At 47.5% G+C, this 16,015-nt stretch carries 19 protein-coding genes; 13 read left to right on the forward strand and 6 right to left on the reverse strand.

Annotated features, from left to right (window positions below):
* Positions 1-674 precede the first annotated feature (674 nt).
* Positions 675-1,106: a hypothetical protein gene (locus ACJJIK_RS04200; protein WP_444944310.1), complete on the reverse strand. Its 432-nt coding sequence runs from the start codon at positions 1,104-1,106 to the stop codon at positions 675-677.
* A 396-nt stretch (positions 1,107-1,502) separates the two neighbouring features.
* Here ACJJIK_RS04200 and ACJJIK_RS04205 point away from each other — a divergent pair, with 396 nt between their 5' ends.
* Together ACJJIK_RS04205 and ACJJIK_RS04210 are read left to right on the forward strand one after the other, a co-directional pair.
* A complete protein-coding gene (locus ACJJIK_RS04205; RefSeq protein WP_444944311.1) occupies positions 1,503-1,931 on the forward strand; it encodes a hypothetical protein in 429 nt (142 codons plus the stop codon).
* A gap of 212 nt (positions 1,932-2,143) precedes the next feature.
* Positions 2,144-2,500, forward strand: coding sequence for a hypothetical protein (locus tag ACJJIK_RS04210; RefSeq protein ID WP_444944312.1), 357 nt, complete (start codon positions 2,144-2,146; stop codon positions 2,498-2,500).
* 52 nt (positions 2,501-2,552) lie between these two features.
* On the opposite strand, the gene ACJJIK_RS04215 is transcribed toward ACJJIK_RS04210, so the two are convergent.
* Positions 2,553-3,179: a LysE family translocator gene (locus tag ACJJIK_RS04215; protein WP_444931009.1), complete on the reverse strand. Its 627-nt coding sequence runs from the start codon at positions 3,177-3,179 to the stop codon at positions 2,553-2,555.
* A 1-nt stretch (position 3,180) separates the two neighbouring features.
* The gene (locus ACJJIK_RS04220; RefSeq protein WP_444931008.1) at positions 3,181-3,645 is read right to left on the reverse strand and encodes an Lrp/AsnC family transcriptional regulator; all 465 of its coding nucleotides are present in this window, start codon (positions 3,643-3,645) and stop codon (positions 3,181-3,183) included.
* A 160-nt stretch (positions 3,646-3,805) separates the two neighbouring features.
* Here ACJJIK_RS04220 and ACJJIK_RS04225 point away from each other — a divergent pair, with 160 nt between their 5' ends.
* The 3 genes from ACJJIK_RS04225 to ACJJIK_RS04235 are packed head-to-tail and all read left to right on the forward strand — an operon-like array spanning position 3,806 to position 4,891.
* The gene (locus ACJJIK_RS04225) at positions 3,806-4,276 is read left to right on the forward strand and encodes a hypothetical protein (protein WP_444944313.1); all 471 of its coding nucleotides are present in this window, start codon (positions 3,806-3,808) and stop codon (positions 4,274-4,276) included.
* On the forward strand, positions 4,255-4,458 hold the full coding sequence (locus ACJJIK_RS04230; protein ID WP_444945095.1) for a hypothetical protein: 204 nt from the start codon (positions 4,255-4,257) through the stop codon (positions 4,456-4,458). Before ACJJIK_RS04225 ends, ACJJIK_RS04230 begins: the two co-directional genes overlap by 22 nt.
* Positions 4,400-4,891 (forward strand): helicase C-terminal domain-containing protein, encoded by a 492-nt coding sequence (locus tag ACJJIK_RS04235; RefSeq protein ID WP_444944314.1) that lies wholly within the window; start codon positions 4,400-4,402, stop codon positions 4,889-4,891. The genes ACJJIK_RS04230 and ACJJIK_RS04235 overlap by 59 nt, the downstream gene beginning before the upstream one ends.
* A gap of 21 nt (positions 4,892-4,912) precedes the next feature.
* Here ACJJIK_RS04235 and ACJJIK_RS04240 read toward each other — a convergent pair whose 3' ends face one another.
* Together ACJJIK_RS04240 and ACJJIK_RS04245 are read right to left on the reverse strand one after the other, a co-directional pair.
* Positions 4,913-5,287, reverse strand: a complete 375-nt coding sequence (locus ACJJIK_RS04240) for a VanZ family protein (protein WP_444944315.1) — start codon at positions 5,285-5,287, stop codon at positions 4,913-4,915.
* A 19-nt stretch (positions 5,288-5,306) separates the two neighbouring features.
* Positions 5,307-5,915, reverse strand: a complete 609-nt coding sequence (locus tag ACJJIK_RS04245; RefSeq protein WP_444931004.1) for an HD domain-containing protein — start codon at positions 5,913-5,915, stop codon at positions 5,307-5,309.
* A gap of 691 nt (positions 5,916-6,606) precedes the next feature.
* On the opposite strand from ACJJIK_RS04245, the gene ACJJIK_RS04250 reads away from it, so the two are divergent.
* The 3 genes from ACJJIK_RS04250 to ACJJIK_RS04260 all read left to right on the forward strand — a co-directional run bounded on the left by ACJJIK_RS04250 (position 6,607) and on the right by ACJJIK_RS04260 (position 11,067).
* Entirely contained in the window at positions 6,607-9,216 is a 2,610-nt protein-coding gene (locus ACJJIK_RS04250) for a S8 family serine peptidase (RefSeq protein WP_444944316.1), read from the forward strand.
* 13 nt (positions 9,217-9,229) lie between these two features.
* Positions 9,230-9,769: a hypothetical protein gene (locus ACJJIK_RS04255; protein ID WP_444931002.1), complete on the forward strand. Its 540-nt coding sequence runs from the start codon at positions 9,230-9,232 to the stop codon at positions 9,767-9,769.
* A gap of 359 nt (positions 9,770-10,128) precedes the next feature.
* A complete protein-coding gene (locus ACJJIK_RS04260; RefSeq protein WP_444944317.1) occupies positions 10,129-11,067 on the forward strand; it encodes a hypothetical protein in 939 nt (312 codons plus the stop codon).
* Positions 11,068-11,170: 103 nt separating this feature from the next.
* On the opposite strand, the gene ACJJIK_RS04265 is transcribed toward ACJJIK_RS04260, so the two are convergent.
* Complete coding sequence (locus tag ACJJIK_RS04265; RefSeq protein ID WP_444944318.1) at positions 11,171-11,863, reverse strand: FMN-dependent NADH-azoreductase; 693 nt, start codon at positions 11,861-11,863, stop codon at positions 11,171-11,173.
* A gap of 122 nt (positions 11,864-11,985) precedes the next feature.
* On the opposite strand from ACJJIK_RS04265, the gene ACJJIK_RS04270 reads away from it, so the two are divergent.
* The 5 genes from ACJJIK_RS04270 (at position 11,986) to ACJJIK_RS04290 (ending at position 15,880) form a co-directional block, all read left to right on the forward strand.
* Complete coding sequence (locus tag ACJJIK_RS04270) at positions 11,986-12,879, forward strand: LysR substrate-binding domain-containing protein (protein ID WP_444944319.1); 894 nt, start codon at positions 11,986-11,988, stop codon at positions 12,877-12,879.
* A gap of 536 nt (positions 12,880-13,415) precedes the next feature.
* Positions 13,416-14,012: a ComF family protein gene (locus ACJJIK_RS04275; RefSeq protein WP_444944320.1), complete on the forward strand. Its 597-nt coding sequence runs from the start codon at positions 13,416-13,418 to the stop codon at positions 14,010-14,012.
* 1 nt (position 14,013) lies between these two features.
* The gene (locus ACJJIK_RS04280; protein ID WP_444930997.1) at positions 14,014-14,571 is read left to right on the forward strand and encodes a hypothetical protein; all 558 of its coding nucleotides are present in this window, start codon (positions 14,014-14,016) and stop codon (positions 14,569-14,571) included.
* A gap of 108 nt (positions 14,572-14,679) precedes the next feature.
* Entirely contained in the window at positions 14,680-15,480 is an 801-nt protein-coding gene (locus tag ACJJIK_RS04285; protein WP_444930996.1) for a CLCA_X family protein, read from the forward strand.
* Complete coding sequence (locus tag ACJJIK_RS04290; protein WP_444944321.1) at positions 15,464-15,880, forward strand: hypothetical protein; 417 nt, start codon at positions 15,464-15,466, stop codon at positions 15,878-15,880. The genes ACJJIK_RS04285 and ACJJIK_RS04290 overlap by 17 nt, the downstream gene beginning before the upstream one ends.
* The last annotated feature ends 135 nt before the right edge of the window (positions 15,881-16,015 follow it).

Consider the following 16,015-nt stretch of genomic DNA (forward strand, 5'->3'; position numbering starts at 1 on the left):
AGATAGCTCATATGCCATGATCGATGGTATACCTGCATGTCAGGGGTATCAATTACAACTACAGCTTTGAGTAATATGCCATCTATGTAGATATAAGCATCGATCAATCTGGTCGTATCCCGGGCGACAAATTAGTACAAACCACCCAGTTCTTGCCTCTGCTTTACCTCGCTATAAATCCCTTCTACGGACAGGAGGGGCAGTATAGATCGTACCTATAGATAGGTTTTTAGTTAATATTTCACTTCAGGAAAGATCTGCAACTTATTGAAATAAAAGAATTTTTTGAAAGTTAAAGCATTTTCTATAGTGATTCAGTGCCGGAGTTTTCCCTGGGGCTATAGCACCCCCAATTGCCGTTGAGCGCGCAGTACTTGGTACCGTTATTAGTGTATTCCGGCGTGAATACACAGCTGCGAATAGCTAGAAAAGCTAAGAGGTCTTCTGAGAACAACCCTCTTGCCGGGTAGTGGGAGGGTGCATAGGGGGATGACCCCGTTTTGCCTAGGCGATGCCTGGAGCCATATCTCCAGGTCATTCTTGAGTGTTTTCAGGCTTAGTCGGGAGGCAGACTTTTGAGTTTTGTCATCATGAGGGCGAGCTAGGCTGAGACCAAAGCGCCAATAAAGGGTGGCCCTTTTCAAGGGGCTTATTCAGGGGGCTTGGGTTAATTTCTAGCCAAAGTATTTCATGACTGTCTGATATTTATACACCACATACCAGCTCAGCAAAATAATTGATGCACTGGCTGCCATAGCGAGTCCTACGGCCCACCCAAACTGATAGAGGTTACTGGCGAGCAAAGAAAACTCAAAGATATCAATAAGCACGAGCACAGGGATAAAGAAGATCCAAAGTTGCTCGAACCCTATTCTTTTGGCAAATGCCAAGCCAAACAGGACCAGATAGAAGAGCGAAGACACTATCAAGCTGATTACCAGCCACCAGAAAGGGGGGCCAGAGGTGTTGTCGGTAAAAGCCGTGTACTGGGAATACAGCTCTAAGGGAAATAGGACAAAAAATACAATTTTCCAGCCTACATGGGGGCTGTAGGTAGGAGGAGTATTGTCGAGTTCACTCTCAGGTGCTTGATAGGGATTTTGCACGTTCTGCCCTTTTTAAGTCGCCCTGCATCCGCTGCTACTGGCGCTGACCTCAATCCTGTGAGTTAGTGTAACTCTGAACAATTCCTTTCGGCTACTGCCAGACGGCTTGAGGACCTGCACTCTGACACCTATATTTCGACTGACCAACACGGCACAGCAGCAGGCGATATTGTCACATTTAAGCAATGAGCCAACGCACACTATCGATAAACAGCTGTACCAACTATTGACTTTAGAACCGAAGACAATATCCTCGCTGTTCAAATTTTGATGGTCACAAACCTAGCTGGTAGCCAATAATCATCTCAATTTAGCTCAGGGAATGGTGAGAAGTAACTTTCGGATCGGTTATTGGTGCTTGTCCGACGCAGTGGTAAATAATAAGGAAGTTTTACGATGCAGAACATGTATCAGACACCAAACAACCCTCTTGCAGGCACCATTCCACATTACAAACCCAGAGCTGGTTGGAAAATACTCTTTTTTATACTGGCCCCGCTGGAAATTTACTCTCAATACCTTGGATTCTCTGCCGATGAGTGGGATCTCCCTATCTGGTGGATGATTTTTAGCCTATCGGTATATTTTGTATTTTTCATCGCATTGTTTGGATTAGCCTTTGCCAAAAGAGTCGCCTTTCCAAGGGTATGGCGTTTCTATTTGCCTATCTTGATTTCTACGGACATATTTGAGTTCTTCTCAGTCATAGAGGGGCTTAATATGTCGATTTTGAGAAATCAAGTCATCACTATGATTTGGCTTTCGGTACTATTTTTTACTTGGTATACCGTTTATAAATATCAAAAGGTCATGCGATATTTTTAAAACAGCCACAATCTTAGTCCGTTGGCGCTGAGTTATTTATCCACCGCCCTGGCTACCAAGGGTGGTTCTGCCAATAACGCCTCAGCCACTACCTTTCCAGAGTGCCGTGCTAGCCTCACGCTTAAGTCCAGGTGAAAACATGGGCCGGGGTTAGATGTTAATAGCCAGCGCCTTTATGTGCGTCTACTGTTTCGAAATTGAGTGGTGGCCCCTTGAGCCTGCCCAAGTCCCTGAGCCGTCCAGCCCTGGACAAGTTGTTGCAGGAAGCACCGGCCAACTCAAGTGATTGGCTGGATAAGCTTCTCTCTCAACATACCGTTGTTGCTCTACAGGGAGCCCAATGTTTTCAAACTTTCAAGTTGTGCTTCTTTGGTAACCTCAACCAGGATCTTACCGACTATGTATTGCGGGATCTGGGACTTTATCGGTATGAATCCTATGCTCTGGACCGAGAGAAGCTCCCCTTTCAGAGCCACACACAAATTGATCAGCACCTACTTTATTACCGGTGCCTGGAGCAGAGGATACCTGTGATCTCCTCGACCGGGTATCGGTCGACCAATGGGTAGAAGGCGCTGGTGCCGGTAAAGCCGTACCCCACGATGGCGATATGCTTCGGGGTCATGAGAGCGCCCCCAAGGCGATCCATCCGCCCCAGACCAAAAGAACCAGACCGGACCCAAGGTCCAGCCAACGCATGGCGCTTGGCGTGATACGCGCGCTTGCTTTAGACGCTGCCGTAACGAGCAATAGCCACCAAAGTGCCGAGCCTATAAAGACCCCCAAAACCAGCACATACGCAGCCCCGGGGGAAGACGAAGCAGATGTTCCGATACCTGCGACGAGCGCGACAAACGCGAGTATGGTCATCGGGTTGGAGATCGTCAGCGCGAATGTCGTCGCAAATGCGGGGATAACCCCCTTTCCGCTCTTGGCACCTGCTGGCTTTGTGTCGACCCTTGCGCCCATCAGGAACGCACGGATCGAAAGCGCGCCCAGAATCGCGATCAACAAACCTCCAAATAGCTCCAATGGCTCTGCGTAGCTTACCAGCATGCCCGTTGCCGCGAGACCGGCGGCAACCATGAACCCGTAGACCGCATCCGCACTGGCAGCGCCCAGCCCCGAGGCCATACCAGAGGCTCTCCCATCCACGAGTGTGCGCTTGATACACAAAAGACCGATAGGGCCAACCGGTGCTGCAACGGCCACACCGACGCCTACACCTTTTAACAAAACTTCTATCATCTCACGCTTCGTCGGCTCCAGGCGCAATGCGCACGGCAGCCGTCTCCTTCAGTGTTTTTAGAGCAAAGATCGTTTCCGTGTGGTGTATCGCAGTCAGCGGCTTCACCACCTCGGCAAGAAAGTCTTGTACTGCGCCCATATCCCGCACGCGCAGTTTCAGAAGGTAGGAATGCCCACCGGAGATATGGTGCAACTCCATCACTTCCGGCCGTACGCATAAGGCCTCTACCGCCTCCGCCTCGCCTTCATAGCCCATGTCGATCAAGATAAAGCCCGCAAGCCCCGCGCCGACACGATGCGGATCAAGTGCCGCGCGCCAGCCCTTGATTGTCCCGTTGGCTGCAAGCCTGCGTAGACGGTCATTGGCGGTCGAGGTTGGAACCCCCGCCGCTTCAGCAATCGCTGCGCACGACACGCGTCCATCAGATTGCACGATTTCGCAAATTTTCCGGTCGATAGCATCCATAGTCGGAATTCTTCTGGATTGGCAAGAGGAAACCGTGTTTCATACGCTACTGCATGTCAATGTCGGAAAGGTGGTGTGCTTCTCTCTGAATAATCGTACACAGTCCGACCATCCAGACGCTTGCCGTTCACTTCGCCCGTCCAAAACTGTCGGAAGATAAATGCCGGATATTCGAAAACTACCATTCGTCCCAATCGCAGCATTTTGCAGTTTGGGTGATGAGGGTGGTGAGATATGGGTTACTACAGCGGGAGCGGATGGGCTTGAGGCAGTTTCCCGAGCGGTACAAAAAATACTCTCAATGGTAAGCGCTCTGTCACCTCCAGAGGAAATTGCCGATTGGCTAAGGTCGGTCTATCGCTATGCCTACATTGAGCAGGAACTCTCCGAGCAACACAAAATTATCACTCGTGTTAATGACCGAGATACCCCCTGGCAGGAACAGGAAATTAAGCTGCTTTGTCTCAATGCTGCCCAGTATTTGCAGCAATCCTATCGGCAAAGCCAAGCGACCCTGCTGTTTTCTGCGACGTTGCGCCCGGCTCGTTATATCTTTAGCCAGTTGGGTATAGAGGCTGGGTCTCCCTTTTTCGGCCTCAGCAGCAGGGAGTGTTCCTGTGTCCTTATATAGATACTCGCTACCAGGCCCGCGAGCATTCGATTGAGAGCCTTATCGAGATTATTGCCCATACCTTTCACTGTCGCGAAGGAAATTACCTGGTATTTTTTCCCTCCTACCGCTATCTGGAGCAGGTTGCAGAGGGGTTTAAAGCAAGGTTTCCCCGAAATTCCGGTGTTGCAACAGCAGCCTGACCAGGGGGAAGTAGAGCGCACCGAATTTTTAGCCGAATTCAGTACCGGCAAAAGGAGCTTGGGGTTTGCCATTATGGGGGGCATTTTTGGCGAAGGGATCGACTATATCGGGGAAAAATTGGTTGGCACCATTATAGTGGGCACCGGGCTTCCGCAAGTCAGCCTTGAGCGGGAGCTACAGCGCAGCGCCGCTGAGGCTAGCGGCGTCCATGGGTTTGATAGCGCCTACCACTATCCGGGAATGACCCGGGTACTGCAAACCGCCGGCAGAGTCATACGTTCAGAATCTGATAAAGGGGTGATCATTCTAATAGATAGCCGCTTTACCGCCCCCTTCTACCGACATCTATTTCCCGAGCACTGGCAACCGCTGGTATGCCACAACACCCCTCAGCTATGCGGTAGTTTGGAGCGATTTTGGGGCTCAAGCTGACCCAAAGTATTCATAAGCCCCCTAGGGCTTACCTCTTAATCCCAACCGTTCCACTCCCCAAGCGATCAGAGTGCCGCACAATATTCCCGCCGTATTAGCGGCAAAGTCCAACCACTCACAGGTGCGATTAACATAGGGTTGAAGCAGCTCAATACCACCACTCCACAGTACAAAAAATAACCCCAGCATCCACCAGTAGTTGGGCTTACGCAAAGCGGCGGGGAAAATCAGCGCGCCATAGGCAATTAAGTGGTGGGTTTTATCACTGCCGGGCACACTGGGCATTTCGGCGAGCGGGAACAGGGATAAGCTCGTAATAATACCCAGGAATATAACTGTTAGTAAAACCCAGTGGTTGTAGATCAGCTTTAGGGGAAGTTGAAATAGCATTGACATCGGTGTGTAAAAAGTCCTTCTAGAGAGCTTGCAAGCTTCTTCTCATATTAATCCTGGCTTGGGCATCAAATCGATCGTGAAAGTAATCGGTGTGATAGAGCCTTTCTTGAGACAAGAAATCCTTTAAGAGTTCCCTGCGTTTTTTCTTGTAGATCATTTGCGGTACCCGCCGGTACTCTTGGCGGACTTGCCCCTCATAAGCATCAAAGGTTGCTGCATTGGCCCCAAGTATAGTCAGATCAATATCTATAATGAGCTTTTCGTCGATATTTGTTGGAGTGTAATTGTGGCAAGTCGCCATAATCAATTGGTACACCCGATCCGCTCCTGCCTGACTATATCCGGAACTGGCCAGGAATTCTTTTGCCCAAAGTGCACTGTTTTCTTCATTTTTTGCAGAAAATGGCCTGTAAATCCCATCATGAAACCAGATAGCGAGTTCAACTTCGTGGGGGTGTTCACAAAGGTCTGCCACTTTATCAAAGTGAGCTAGCATGGCATCGATATGATGCCCCGTATGATACTGTCTATGCTTCTCTGCATAAGCGGAAATCAGTTTCTCGAAGCACTGAGGGGAATCTGGAAGATCCATTGCCCTCATTAGATTAAGCCATCTACCTTGATTCATTGATCCCCCTTGGCGTATCGCCTTTACAAGAGTGGTAGCTTGTAAAAATTTTCCCATCGATTAGCCAGCTACACAAACTGGATACCTCCCTTTTCTTTTTAGACGCAAGATTTGAAGTGGACACAACAATGATATCCGCCTGGAAAATTTCATCAATTCAAGCTCGGAAAAACACAATAAAAAGCTGGCCTCTCCCTTCAGGGAAGATCTACCTTTGAGCAGCTAAGCAAGTAACTTTAAATGGCCTCTACGGCAACAAAACCCCATAAAATGTTATTGCAAGTGTGCTCTGTGACCGAAACTAAATTTCAAGTTTTGCCAAGCCGGCCTGCTAGCTTTTAACCCTTCAGCGCCTCGTATTGAATCAAATGATATTTACAGAAAAATATCAGATTAATAGCCCCTGCTTGGCAATACTCAAAAGAAAAATATAGTCAGCTTTCACGATCCCAGTCATTTTTCAAAGCCTTTCAACCTCTCCCACTTCCCCTTCTGGCACCTAAAAAATCAACCACCTCATTATCATTTAAGGCAATTTATTCGGTTTGTGTATCATAAAAAGTCACAATATAAACTATAGAGAGGTTCAACCCACCCCAAATACACAAATAAAGTTGACTAGCGATTATTGAGGCTGCTTATAATATTTACGCCCAACAACAAATTAGAATAAGGATAAGTGGGGACCTTAATGAACAATAAAAATATATTTCGACTTTCGGCGATTCCAGCAGCTGTTCTATTAACCCTAACGGGCTGCGGTAGTGACAAGAACTCATCCTCTTCAACTTTTACTCCTGACTCTGTCGTGAGTTCTGATACACCACCAACGGCCGGCGATGTCACTCTAGGCGGCATAAAACAATGGATATCAGTATCTGGGCAACTACTGGGTAGTGATCAAGATGGCGACTCTTTAACCTATAGCTTCTCAGAAAATGGCCAGACCATTAACCCTGTTGACGGCATTTATACATTTAGTCACGGCCACTTGACATTGAGTGGTGATCAGTTTGAGTACACGTCAAGTACCGGACAAGATGCCTCTATCACCTATAGCGTAACCGCAAATGGTGCTTCAGCCTCTGCGATCATAGAGATTATTGCCGACCTTCCTCCCGTTGCTAGCAATGTCACTATCGATGGGGCGAAACAGTGGATACCAGCAGCCGGTGAGCTATTGGCTAGCGATCTGGATGGTGATGAATTAACGTATGGTTTCACTGAAAATAATGAAGCTATTAATTCAGTGGATGGTATCTATACGTTTAGTCACGGTCAGCTAACGTTAAATGGTGATCAATTTGAATACACTTCAATCTCCGGGCAGGACGCATCCATTACTTATACGGTAATGGCAAATGACGTATCGGCATCTGCAACAATTACATTCACAAACGTCGTCAATGATCCTTTGGCCTATCAACAGTGGCACCTGCTTAATTCAGGTCAAAAATCTTACGCACTGAGCGATGAAATGAAGCTGGGGCTTGTCGATATCGGGGTTTACAGTACGGAAGAAATTGATCTTATATTCGCAGAGAATGAAGCTGAGGAACTTGTTGCTGGCGAAGATATGAATGTTGCCGCCGCTTATGCCCAAGGTGTCACTGGTGCTGGCGTGACGGCTATTGTTGTAGATACAGGGCTGGAAATCCGCCACGAAGACTTGATAGATAACGTCCTGCCCAATCGCTCTCTCAACTTAGAAGAGTCAGCAACCGACAAGACAGACCCAACGAGCCTTTCTGACAGTGGTGATCATGGCACTAGCGTAGCTGGTTTAATTGCCGCTAAAGGCTGGAACAATATAGGTAGTCGCGGAGTAGCCCCTGATACCGGGCTGATTGGCATGAACTATCTAGGCGATGAAACAATAGAACAGACAGAGCTATTAGTTCATGGCTTTCCTGGGAGCGGTATTTCTACAGATGAGGAAATTTCAGCATTTAACCGTAGCTACGGCATTACCTACCCGGGCTTTATTGCCTACTCCGCACTGGACGAAGCTATTGAATCTTACCCCAATCTTATGCTTCGAGGCGGTAAAGGCGCTTTGAACATGAAGTCTAGCGGTAACTCTTTTGAAGCTGGCTCCGGTGAAGGTTCTTTATGTGCAGATAATGGCGCTAATGATTTAGGCCTAACCTGCTACAACTCAGCATTCCAACCCAGTCACGGACACCCCTATTATTTGAATGTGGCAGCGGTAAATGCTAACGGCAAACATACCAGTTACTCAACAGCAGGAGCAAGTATCATGGTGTCAGCTCCTGCCGGAGAATATGGCCGCTATGCTCCCGCTATGGTAACAACCGACCAGATGACCTGTATTAATGGTTATTCTGGCTTTAATGGCGGTACGATAAGCGCCTGGAGTCAGGCCTATGGCGAAGCATTTGCAGCCAGTCAATTTCCGTTCAACTACCCTGGTCACCCCGAGAACGCGAGCTGTAACTACACCTCGACCTTCAACGGAACATCTTCTGCCGCACCCAATGCATCAGGTGTTGTATCTCTAATCTTATCTGCAAATCCGGAGTTGACTTGGCGTGATGTTCGGCACATTTTGGCTACGACCAGCTCTTTGATTGATGCTGAAAATCAAAAGGTCGAGCTCACTATTGGTGAAGGCTCTTTTATTGCCCATGATGGCTGGATTGAAAATGCAGCGGGTTATTCTTTCAATAACCTGTATGGATTTGGGCGAGTTGATGCCGGTACAGCGGTTGCTATGGCTTTAAACTACACAGAAAATCTTGGCGAGCCAATTATTACTGAATGGCAAGGTCTAGGATCAACCGCCGGTGAAGAAGCTATGGAGGCTATTATCCCAGATAATAGTGCTACTGGTGTCAGCCTACAAATCGAAGTGGCAGCAGACATTATTATTGAAGCCATGCAGTTTGAGTTCGATATCCGCAATGATCATATGGGCTACACCTTAAACGATAGTCTATTGAGTTCAGCTGGTAATGACTTAGCGCTTGAAGTGATTTCTCCTTCTGGTACTAGAAGTGTTTTACTTTCTTCTAAGCAGGCGCTATTGGATGCTTCCTATAGTTTTACCGATGGAACCAGCGCGGGGTATATTCTGGATGGTGCCGTATTCCTGTCTAATGCATTCTATGGAGAAAATGCCAAAGGCACCTGGACTATTAGAGCCCTGGATACCGGAGAGACCAATATTACTTTCTCAGATCCAGATAACTACTGGGATGCAACAGGCCTGATGAACAATTCGGTAGAGAGTGTCCTTGAAGGTGTATCACTAAGAACATTCGGCCGCTCTGCTCAATAAGAAGGATAATACGATGAAAGTTTACAAGTTAATCACCTTAACTACTGCAATATGTTTCTCTGGCGCGGTACAGGCAATCGCCACTGACAATATAGAAAAGAAAGAGATTGAGGTTAATAAATCTTCAACAAGAGCAAACTCGGCTGAATTCGGCATCTTTAAGATTGAGCACTCACTAATAGGTGTTCCGACATCGATTGCAGCACCGGAATATACGGTTACAACAAAAGGTGAAACGGCAATAGTGGATATTGGAGCTGATTCTGCAACAGATATTATTGGCAAAGGTACAATCGTCAGAAACACAATAACCCGTGAGCTGACAACTTTAACCGGCAACATAATAGCTTTATTAGACAAGAGTGCTGATGCTTATGAGCTGACATCAATTGCTGGCGTAGAGGTATTGTCAGTATTCCCCGGCACAGACATTGCCGTTTTAAAAGTTAAAGAGGGAAATGACTTATTAGAGGCGTTTAATTCAATCAGGCAGTCTGGACTGGTGATTGAAAGTCGAGTTGAAGTTACTGAGACCATAAATACAGCACAATAGCAAAATCCAACTGTGTAAATCCGTTTTACCTCAGTAAGTGTAGAACCAGCTCTGCCTCCCCCAAAAAAGGGGAGGCAGAGTGTGCCATATAGACCTATTTAAATATAAAATCTAACACTAACTACCACCGATATTAAGCCGGCAAAGCTAAGAGTGATTTAGCCCAAAAATGGAACCATAGAACCATTTACCATTTATTGTAGTCACATAATTGGACCGATTTGAGTCATATACTGACAACTCGCAAAGTCAGTTTAGTTTGAATGAAAATTTAAGCTTAAGGAAGTTGACAGTGGAAACTTCAAAAGTAAGATTGAGAAAAACAGCACTCAGCATCCAATACAAAATAATGATCTCCCATGCCTATATTTGCTTATCAATCAATTAACTCAAACGCCAGTGCCAATTGTGGTGTAGGGGCCTCTAACTGTCAGAATTTCACCCGAGCGACACATAATCACCAGGCCTCCAATCAAGATCGCTGGCACTTGGTCATGCCCATAGCAAATAGCGAAAAACCTCATATCCCAATCCATGGGCCCGCCCAACTGGTGGCGCAGGCCCCTCTCGGTTTTATGGGAAAAAACCGGCACACGAATACTCAATTTCTGAGTATGGTTGAGGGAAAAGCCCGTCAAACCCATCAACACCTATACCGCGCACTCGGTCAAACCTGTGACTTGCTGGTGTATGGCGAAATGAATGGTAACAATAGCGAGTGGAGTTCCATGCAACAACATGCAGGGAACCTGGTGGGGGCAAGTTCGACAGGAAAAGCCTGTAATAGCTTTAGTGTTCATGCCGCCAACACGGCCCAACACAAAATGTTGGGTTCAGGCATGGGCTGGATTGCTATAAAAACAGGGAATGTTAATGCCGTTTTCGTTCACGTTCCCAATAGCATCGCCAAAAAACAAGGTGAGGCAACCAATTTTTACCGCTCGATCAACAATCACTTGATACAGGGCGGTCATGGTCCTATAGACCTTGTGATGGGGGATACTAACCAGGGAACTAACAGTTTTACAGCGAGTATACTCAGCAAAGCTACAGACACGACCTTTTCAGATGCCCATAGTGGAACTAGCATTCAGCCCTCTGATTCCTATGGGCGCAGCTTTTCGGGTACCAACAGCACCGCGACTAAAAAATATGATGTGGCAGTTTACAATACTAAAACAGTCAAGGTCGCCAAGGTCGATTACCTTTCGCAAAGCACTCCGGTTTCTATTAATGGTGCCAACATGTCTGCTGCCATTACCGATCATATGGGTATATTTATTAATGTCACCAAGTAAACCGGGGCTAGGGTTACAGCCCCTACTCCTTTGATAAGTAGCTCGTGATTTGAGTGGGGTCATATATTCACCGGGCTCCCAAAATGGGAGCCCGGTGAATTAACTAAAAGCGGCTGATCAATGCTGTTATCAGCTTTTTACCTTTCGCTAAGGCTCGGTTAACCGAGTCCCGATGCCTTTCATCGGCAAACTCCTGATACTCCGCATTGATTTCATAGAACTCCTCAACCCCCAAATAGTGGCTTAGGGTTTGGATATGCGGCCCTAGATGATTCATTTTCTCGCGGATTCCACCTTGAGAAAACCCAAACTCCCCGGCAGATGTGATCAGGACCAGTGTTTTAGCAGACATAATTGGCTCTAAAGGATAGTCTCCACGAGCCAAATCAAAGGTAAAGGTTTTATCGATGCGGATAACTTGATCGAACCAGGCCTTGAGTGCAGCGGGCATACCGTAGTTATACATTGAGGTAGACATAATAATGATATCCGCCTGGGAAACCTCATCAATCAAGGTATCTGAAAGCGCCAGCAAAGACCGCTGCTCTTCAGAGCGATCGACTTCAGGAGTGAAAACCGACGCAATCCACTCTTGATTGATAAAGCCCGGCGGATTTAACCCCACATCCCTATGGATAACTTTATCTTGGGGTCTCTTCTGTAGCCAAGCACTCACAAAGCCTGCCGCAATTGCCTTGGAGATCGAGGTGTGCCTGGGGATACTTGCACTGTCCTGAGTTATCGCCAAACCGCTCCACTTCTGGGCGCTAGCATCAATATGCAATAGTGTTTTCATAGTTGGGAACCTTAACTCAACCGTCTGAAGGTTCCTCAATAGTGATGCCAGGGGGGATTGTTGACAAACGAGTTATTTCTCTCTATAGATGAGAAAAACTCATCCATAAGAGGCCCTATACTGTGTACCCCAGCCTACCCTCTCTCAACGCTCTTAAGGTATTCGATGCGGCCGCCAGGCTGGGCAGCTTTAAGAGGGCCGCAGAAGAGCTTTTTATAACACCAACAGCCGTATCACATCAGATAAAAAGCCTGGAGGAATCGCTGGGCAAGCTATTATTTGAGCGGAAAACCCGCGCTGTACTACTGACCAGTGAAGGGCGGCTACTGGCTCAAGCCACCTCCCAAATTTTTCAGCAACTCGCGGAAACCGTGAATGAAATCACAAGCTCAAAAAACACACTCACTATTAGTGCGACATCAAGCTTTGCGGCGATGTGGCTGGTACCCCATCTAGAAAGCTTTTATCGGAAGTTCCCGAATATCGATGTCTCTGTAATGACCGGAGAAGAAGTAAATGATATTGAACGGGACCGACGTATCGATCTCGCTATTCGATATGGGCAGTATGACAAAAGCTTAAAAAACGCCCATCACTTGGTAACCGAAACAATAGGTATGTATGCAGCGCCCAGCTATTTAGCGCAGATTGAAGATACCTCCGAGGTACAGCTTCTGGAGACCAGGTGGATCAACCCATCTCTTCCACCGCTCAATTGGCAAACTCTACTCAAGGGGAGGCTCGAAGACATGCCTGTACGGCAGTTTGATCAGGAACACCATGTGATCCAAGCTGCCTTAGCCGGCCAGGGGATTGCGCTGGTCAGTTCACTTCTTGTACAAAGTGCCTTGCGCAATCAATGGCTGGTTCCCTATAGAGGTATCTGTGAAGATTTATCAGAGACTGGTGGCTTTAGCTATTCCGCATTAATACCCAATCGCCACTCAAGAAATGAAAATATCCTGGCTTTTGTCTCCTGGCTCAGGGAAGCGCTGAAGGTGCCCGCCCACGGCTAAATACCGCCCTCCGGGGCTTTCAGGGGCTCCGGGGCATATGCCTCTGCCTCTGCCTCTGCCTCTGCCTCTGCCTCTGCCTCTGCCTCCACATGGGTACACACTTCCCTATATAGTGGCGTGAGTGTCTTTCGAAGGGGTGAAATTACGTGAAAAAATACAAATTGCTAGCGGCACAGCCCCTGCCTACACACCGAGTTTCGTACTCTGCCCCCCTGCAAGCCCCCCTTATCCAGCTTCAAGCCTTATGACGGGATAGCAAATTGAGGCAGATTTGGCACCGAAAAATTAAAGGTACCGGGATGTAATAGCAAGAAAGCTATTGATCAAACACAGAGATTTTTATCCTGCTAAGATAGGGCCCACCTAGGGAGCCACTACCTAAATACCCACTGAAAGACCGGGGCAAAGCCATTTGCCCGTTAAGTTTTTATTATGATTGCGGAGCTTACATAGCTATAGGTGGGTATACCAAGCCCCCAGATATTAGGCGAGGGATTTAGCCTTAAAATTCAGAACTCAGCACAGGGAGTGTTACCATGAGTACGAATGTAAAAGAGATTATTGGTATTTGGGACAAGGGCTACTCCCTTGATAAGCATACTGAAAAAAGCACATTTACCGGCAATAATCAGTTTGGTCGGCCGACTTTCAACACCACGAGAACCCATGTTGGGGAGCTGCTGTATCAATTGAAATACAAGCAGGACTTTGCCAAAGTACACCCCATTGCACAGTTAATGCACGACCAAATTGTTACAAAATTCCCTGATATTGACTTTATTATCGGCATGCCTCCCTCTAAGGTGAGACTCAAACAGCCGGTTCATGAAATCGCGTATAGAGTTAGCAGGCTTGCAGACAAACCCTTGAGTACAAACCTTTTACTGAAGCCTCTCGCGACCTCTCAAGTAAAGAATATTGCGGTTAGAAGTGAGAGACTTAAAACATTGATGCATGCATTTACATTACATAATGACGTAATACAAAAATATCTCACCGATCCCAGCTACAACGTTTTACTGGTGGATGATTTATATGATACTGGGACCTCACTGGAAGCGGCAACGACAACGCTAAAGATGTGTAGTAAAATCAATAAGGTATATGTTGCTACAGTGACAAGAAAAAACTAGCATGACGAAAGTTTTCATATCAGGCTCTATAACAATTAAGGAAATTGATCCTGCCGCACAGGAAAGGATCAATCGGATTGTGGCCTCAACCTTTACTATTATTCTTGGTGATGCCAATGGTGCAGATAGCGCGGTTCAAAATTATGTGCAGCACCTTAACTACAAAAATGTAGTTGTTTATTGTAGTGGCAAAAAAGCGAGAAATAACCTGGGCCTCTGGAACACAGAGCATGTCAGCACACACCATCGTGTCGGCAGCAGAGAGTTCTACCAGGCTAAAGACAAGGAAATGGCGAGCGACTGCGATTATGGGTTTATGATCTGGGATGGATCGAGCACAGGAACCTTATCTAATGTTATTGAGATTACAAGGCTGGGCAAATACTCCCTCGTCTTTATCAGCAAGACCAGAGAATTCATAAAGATTAAATGTGCCGACGATATCGACAAGCTTAAGTCCCTAATGACGGGGCCCGATATAGAAAAAGCCAACAAAAAGATAAAATTTGAAGACAGTTTAGCCCACCTTAAGAATTCTCAGTCCTCCCTGTTTGAATGAGTAGTCACAGGTTCAAATTCCGCCCCCTCAGCCTGGATTTCAGTAAGCCATTGCCAACTCCCAAACTGGCAGATTAATATCCCCCTCCCCTTACTTACTGATACCAATATGGTTTTAGCTCGCGAGTTCTACCGCAGTGGCCGCGCCAACACCCAGCGCCCACCCGTTTCATTTATGGATGTAAGACGGCGATTTGGGTTTCGCTCCATCGCTATTGGCCGGTGGGTCACTACTGAGGAGAGGGACCGTGCAGCGGGCCTTTTCTACGATGCTCTTGATGATTTAATGACCATTCTTCAGGGGCCCGAGACCCTGGTATCCCTTCGCGGGACCCTATCCTTCCAATATGGAATCGGAGGGCACCCCGGCATGGCTGCTTTTTATGACCCCTCCGCACAGAGTTTCTCTCTGGCCAAAAATGCCGGACCCGGCTCTATCGCCCACGAGTGGTTTCATGCACTTGATCACTATCTGGCCGCAAAAGCATTCAGTGATGTATCCGGTACTATGTATGCCTCAGAAGCTTGGTTGCGCGATGCGACTCCGGTCCCCCACCCTCTCAACGACTTGCTTTTCGCCTGCTTCCAGGCGGTGATGCTGGATGAAAGCGGTAATCATCCCAGCGATCTGGTAGCCGCTTCTGTCAATGCCGATAAAGACAACGGCTCTATCTACTACAGCGAGCCTGTGGAGCTGTGTGCCCGGGCTTTTGAAGCATTTATTCAGGATGCCAGTATCAGCAATAATTTTTTGGTTGCGGGCTCAAAGGCCAGTCGAGAGGCAAAGCTGGGGCTGTACCCCCAGGGGCGGCAGCGCAATAGAATTAATCAGGCTTTCACAGCCTACTTTTCTCTCTTAGGGCGCAGTCTCTGGGCTTCGATAAGGGCAAACCATGAAGTTAGCGGTTAGAAACACCTTTGCCCTGGGCATAGCTCTGCTCGCGGGCAGTATCGCTTGGGTATGGGTTGGGCTAAGCAAAAGCTATGCGTTAATTGCAGCGGCCAATAACCCCCTGCTGTCAGCCGAACGGGGCTTTATCGATGCGATGGATGACTTTTCCCGCAATCGGGCCACTTTTATAGAGATTTATACTCCAGGGCTCGGTGATGTGGCACCAGGCATTTCAGCCGAAGATTTACAAGGCCGGCTGGCGGAATATCGCCAGGGGGACTATTTCATCTGTGGAACAGGGCTCCATATCCAAGGCTATGTCCTGGATATCAAGAAGCACGAACACAATAAATTTTATGCCCAGGCATACAATGCCAAGTTACTGGAGCTTATCACCGCTTCAACCCCGGAACAGTAACCCCGCGTTGCGACTTCTTGAAAGGTCTAGATATTCCTGCGAAGCCGCGCCTTGATTGTGAACCGCTCTGTAGCCAGAGGCATCACGGAGTTGTTCAGAGGCTCCTTAGACATGGCTCATTGTGTTAATTTTGCC

This window comes from Microbulbifer regidiadema (SeqCode) (genome assembly GCF_052466995.1).